The sequence below is a fragment of the Spirulina sp. 06S082 genome, assembly GCF_034932145.1.
Lineage (GTDB): Bacteria > Cyanobacteriota > Cyanobacteriia > Cyanobacteriales > Spirulinaceae > CCY15215.
Map to the genome: position 1 here is coordinate 1 of NZ_JAYGHV010000450.1, position 5,227 is coordinate 5,227.

Genomic DNA, 5,227 nt, shown 5'->3' on the forward strand with positions numbered 1-5,227 from the left:
CGCTTATTCCCCCTCAGAAAATGGTAGCATTCAAGGCATTTCTTCCCCAGAAGCATTTGAGCGCTGCTTGCAGGATTTGCAAATTGTTCTCCACAATCAAGATAACCGAGAACACGACATCTTAGACTCCGATGATTACTATCAATTTCAAGGGGGATTAACCGCAGCCGTTCGCAGTTTAAAAGGAGAAAATCCCATCACTTATTTTGGCGATAACTCTGTTCCTGCTAACCCCAGAGTACGCCAATTAAAAGAGGAAATTGCTCGAGTTTATCGGTCCCGCGTCGTCAACCCTAAATGGATTGCTGGAGTGATGCGACATGGGTATAAAGGAGCCTTTGAAATGGCGGCCACAGTTGATTATTTGTTTGCTTATGATGCAACAGCAAACTGTGTAGAAGACTTTATGTATCAAGGAGTCGCAGAAGCCTATTTATTGTCTGAAAATGTACAAGAATTTATCCAAGAAAAGAATCCTTGGGCTTTACGAGATATGGCAGAAAGGCTGTTAGAAGCACATCAGCGCGAGTTGTGGCGATCGCCGAGTCGGGAGACTCTAGATGCGCTGAAAATGCTGGCCAATCAAGCAGAAGGTGCGATCGAAGAAACAATCTAATCTTAAATCAGTTACGTGCTGTCATGGGACAAATCAGAGTATAGCAAACCTTGCTACATTTCGATTTATTTCTCAATATGGAGAGTTGTACCCTTTTTCAGGTAAGAGATATTATGATAAATACAGAATACAGTTACAATTTTACTTAGGGAACTCAAAAGAAGTACAAATATGCTAAATCCTGCTCAGGTAGAAAACGCCAAAACTCGCTTACTCTTATTTCTCTGGGACTTAGATGGTTTAACAACCGAGGTCAAAAGAGGCGAACTCAACAAAAAATTAGTGAGAACTCGGGAAAAATCTAAGGATTATCAACCGATTTTTGAGGAATTGCAAGAAATAGAGGCGATCGCAATGACCAAAAAAGGGCGATCGGAAAAAGTTTCTCTGACGGAAAAAGGATTACAAGTATTAAAAGGAGGACTAAAAAGCCCTAGCTTTATATTCAAAGGTAATCAAGTCGGCACAAAAGTCCCTAATGCTTTACTGAAATGGATTCGGAATATTGATGAGTCTACACCAACAATTGCACCTACCCCTGCCATTGAACCACCTCTTTCTCCTCGCCTTGAGTCCTACGAAGGCTTTCAAGAAATGCTGTTAGAAGTGTATCATCGTTTAAACAAGGATTACAACCTGGGACATTTAGTGCCAATTTACCAGCTTCGTCGGGAAATTGGAGAAAAAGTAACGCGATCGCACTTCAACAATTGGCTAGTAGAAATGCAGGCCGAGGATATTGTACAGCTTATGGCGGGAGAAATGCCGGATATGACCCCAGATAAGCGAGAGGATTCTTTAACCCTTCCTAGTGGTGCATTTCGCTATTACGTCAAACATCTCAACCCTTAAATCCTTCTTAATTTCCCTTCCCTCTGTCCTAATTATCCCGCGAAGTCACTCACGATGGAAAACACAACACCTTCTCCTTTAGAAGCAGTCCACACTGTTATTAAAAATCAAAACATTTTCAGCAAAGTGGGAATTGTTCGAGAGCAAAATGTTTGGGGAAAAGTTCCCGATGTCACCACTCTGAATGCTCATGCGTCGGATACTGTTTTACAAGCATTAGAACAAGTCAAAACTAATGAATCTCCTAAAGTAACCTCGTTAGTTTTGACCGCACAACAAGGACAGGGAAAAACTCATCTTGTTAACCGCGTGCGTTATCAATTAGGACAGAAGGGAAATACAACATTTGTTTATGCTAATGTCCTAAATTATACTGATTTAAACTTGATCAATTATCAGTTTCAGCAAACTGTTGCTGATAGTTTGGCTCGTGTGGGGAGTCAAGATGTCATGCAATGGCAAGAAATTGCAACAGCAATGGTGAATGAAGTTGTTTCAACTTCCAAAACAGCAAAAATCCTTAGCAAAAAATTCGACCATGCTTATAAAGCTAGTTTAGCCAAAGGCAAAAATCTGATTGAGCTTCTTAGTCAAAAAATTGGTCAAAAGAAACCCCATATCGATCCTTATATTATTCGCGGTATCCTCTGGACACTTTCAGAACGCGCTTCAAGCTATGCTATAAAATGGTTAGCTGGGAACGAATTAGAACCCTCTCATGCTCAAACACTTGGACTCCCATATAATCCAGAAAAAAGCAATCAAGATCGAGAAGCTGAAGCACTGGGAAATATTCGTAAGATACTCAATTTAGTCGGTTATTATAGTTCAATTGTTATTTGTTTTGATGAACTTGAAACCGATCCAGACAAAGTTAATAAATCCGGTTTAACCAGTCCGCAAGTTATCTCTTTATTGATTAAATCGCTTTACGATACTTTAAGCCAAGCTAAAGTTGGAAAAGGAGTTGTAATTTTAACAGTAATGCTGCCTGATACTTGGCGAAACTTAAACGAAGGCTTTCTGGGAGGAACTCCCGATCGCCTTTCAACTTATACTCAAGGGAAACAGATTGAATTACAATTTGTTAATCCTAATGCAATAGTTGAGTTAGTTAAACTCTGGCTCGATATCTTATATACAAACAAAAATTTAGTTCCACCTCATCCCCTTATCCCTTTGATGAACAACAACTCAGAAATCACGCGAAACGAGAAAAACCAACAGTTCGTGAAGCCTTGCGCTGGTGTGCAGATAATTTTAAAGTGGAAGAAGATATTCTCCCAGAAAATCCTCTAGAACGATTTAATTTAGCTCTCAGTCGAGAACAAGAAGAAAGCATTAGTGAAGAGTTTTTAGAAGATCGCGATCGCGTTGCAGAAATTTTGAGATTTGGGTTTAATACGTTGATCGATCAGAAAATTTCAGGAGAAACAGCAAGTGGAGAAAAAATCGAAAGTTTGGTTATTCAAGAAGTTGTCGATATTACTCCCAAAAGTAAAAATAATGGCTGGATTAACTTCAAAATCGTCGGGATCGAAAAAGAGCAAGAATTCAAAATAGGAGTTGCTGTTATACAGCAATCTCATGGAGTTGCTGTTAATGCTGGAATCAATCGGTTGACTGACTATAAATCTTTCGATTTAACTCGTGGTTGTCTTGTGCGATCGAAAAGTAAAAAAATCAAAAAAACTTGGGAAGCAAAGAAAACTCTCAATTATCTAGTTAACAAAATTGGTGGTGAATGGGTCGATTTAAAGTTAAAAGAACTTAAATCTCTGATTTATCTCTATGGTGTTTATCAACAGCGTGAACGCTATCAATTGAGTGACGAACAAATTTCACTGTTTTCTTTGAAAGATACACTAAAAAATCCTCTATTGCTGGAAATTTTAAGCAATCCTATTCCTATCATAGAAGAGGAAATAATTGAGGATGATGACCTACTAGAATCAGTATTTACATCACCAGAGGATGAATTAGATACAGAAGATGATGAATTAGATGGATTTTTAGAAGATACAGACTCAATTGATTCAAATGATAGTGAAGAAATTATAGGAGAAAAGAGTCCAATTTCTGAAAGTTCGCAAGAAGTGAAGGGAAAAGCAAATAATAAATCGAAAGAATATGAAGTTGTTGTTGTGGATAAGGGAAAGATTGTAGAACCAGACAATGAAAAAATAGTTGAAATAGAAAATGCTGAGGATAATGAAATAGAAAAACAATGGTTTGAGAGAAATTATACACGAAAGCCTATTCGGGCTTTTACGTTTCAAGATAATCAATACGAAGTTAATTCATGGCGAGATTTTTTGATCACAGTTTGTACGCTGATGAATTTATACCATAAACGGGAGATTGAAAAATTACTTACACTCAAAGGAACTACACGATCTTATGTTAGTAAAAATCCTGAAGATCTTAATTCAAGTGAAAAAATTGCTGGAACAAATCTTTATATTGAAACCAGTTTGGGTTCAAATCATATCGTAAAGATGGTTCATAAAATAGTTTCTATCTTTGAATATTCTGATAATTGTATTACAATTGAACTTGATGAATAATGACTAAACAATTACGCATTGCTCTCTATTTACCTGCTCCGGATATAGAAGCACTCTTTCAAAATGAAACAATCGTTGCAATGTCTCGAATGTCCTTACGTCCGGGACGAGAATTTGCTTTATATCCCGTTAATATTAAACTAGATTGCACTCCTGAAGAATACTATCATTCAGATTTTGTAGAAACAGCAAAGAAAATACTGGAAAAGCCTACTCCTGAGACCATTGCTGTAAAATTATGGGCAAAATGTGAAAAATGCGAAACTATTAGGAACCATGAAAAATTAGAAATATTATCCCAATTAACGATTTGGAAAAAAGCGATATTAGAAGAAAATTTAGATAATTTTTCCTATTTATTTTTCGCCTATTTGCGTGTTTACCGACTTCCAGAAGCGATCGCCATTTCTCCAACTCCTGACGCAGAAGAGGAACTGGGAAAAATCGCAGGATTATCTCAACCCATTGCGATCGCGCAATCTCATCCCGTTTTCAGCGATGAAGAATTTTCCCAACAATGTAAACAACTCGAAAATCGACAAATTCCCCAACCCAAAAAACCCAAAGTAAAAAATATCGATAGTCTACTTGATGAATTACAGAAAGAGTTGACAAATCCGCCAACAAAGAAGCCTAAAACAATAACACAAACACCAAAACCAACCGATCCTCGTCCTTCCGATTCTAAACCTATTGTCAGTTCTGACGATCGCATTTCATCTCCATCTCCCCCGATTATACCTCCAGAAAATAAATTAAAATTAGATGAAAATAACTTAGAATGGATTGATAAAATAGCAGAAATTGGCAACTCCAGCAACGGTCACGAATTTGAAAGATTAGTTCGCAAAAGTTTAGTATTTCTCGGTTTTCGCAACTCCAACGAAAACTCCCAAGCAAGTCTCGATCCTGAAACAACAGGGGGACCGGGAGGATTAGATTTTTATGCAGAAGAACCCTATCCTATTGTCGGAGAATGTAAAGCCAGCAAAACCGATAAAGTTCCTTCAAAAACTGCCGGACAATTGATAGAATTAGGCTATAAAGTTTTAGCCAAACAGCGCTATGAGTCTTCTCTAAAAATTATCTTTGCTGCGGGAGAATTAACCTCTCATACAGAACAAACCACACTCAATCATAAAATGAATGTGATTCGTCCTGAAACCTTAGAGAGATTAGTAAAACTCAACGC

5 protein-coding genes are annotated in these 5,227 nt (G+C 37.6%); all 5 read left to right on the forward strand.

Annotated features, from left to right (window positions below; all coding sequences use genetic code 11):
* Window positions 1-616, forward strand: a 616-nt coding sequence (locus tag VB714_RS26660; RefSeq protein WP_323228318.1) for a cobaltochelatase subunit CobN, incomplete at its 5' end; no start/stop codon positions are given.
* Between the two features lie 171 nt (window positions 617-787).
* Window positions 788-1,468, forward strand: coding sequence for a hypothetical protein (locus VB714_RS26665; protein ID WP_323228319.1), 681 nt, complete (start codon window positions 788-790; stop codon window positions 1,466-1,468).
* Window positions 1,469-1,522: 54 nt separating this feature from the next.
* Entirely contained in the window at window positions 1,523-2,767 is a 1,245-nt protein-coding gene (locus VB714_RS26670) for a P-loop NTPase fold protein (protein WP_323228321.1), read from the forward strand.
* Window positions 2,734-4,035, forward strand: coding sequence for a hypothetical protein (locus VB714_RS26675; protein ID WP_323228323.1), 1,302 nt, complete (start codon window positions 2,734-2,736; stop codon window positions 4,033-4,035). The genes VB714_RS26670 and VB714_RS26675 overlap by 34 nt, the downstream gene beginning before the upstream one ends.
* Window positions 4,035-5,227 (forward strand): DUF1802 family protein (locus VB714_RS26680; protein ID WP_323228325.1); only part of this gene is annotated, 1,193 nt, incomplete at its 3' end. The genes VB714_RS26675 and VB714_RS26680, both read left to right, overlap by 1 nt.

What these genes read in the sequence shown, in the direction of transcription:
- VB714_RS26665 (WP_323228319.1), top strand. Translation starts at nt 788, where the DNA reads ATGCTAAATCCTGCTCAGGTAGAAAACGCCAAAACTCGCTTACTCTTA.
- VB714_RS26670 (WP_323228321.1), top strand. Translation starts at nt 1,523, where the DNA reads ATGGAAAACACAACACCTTCTCCTTTAGAAGCAGTCCACACTGTTATT.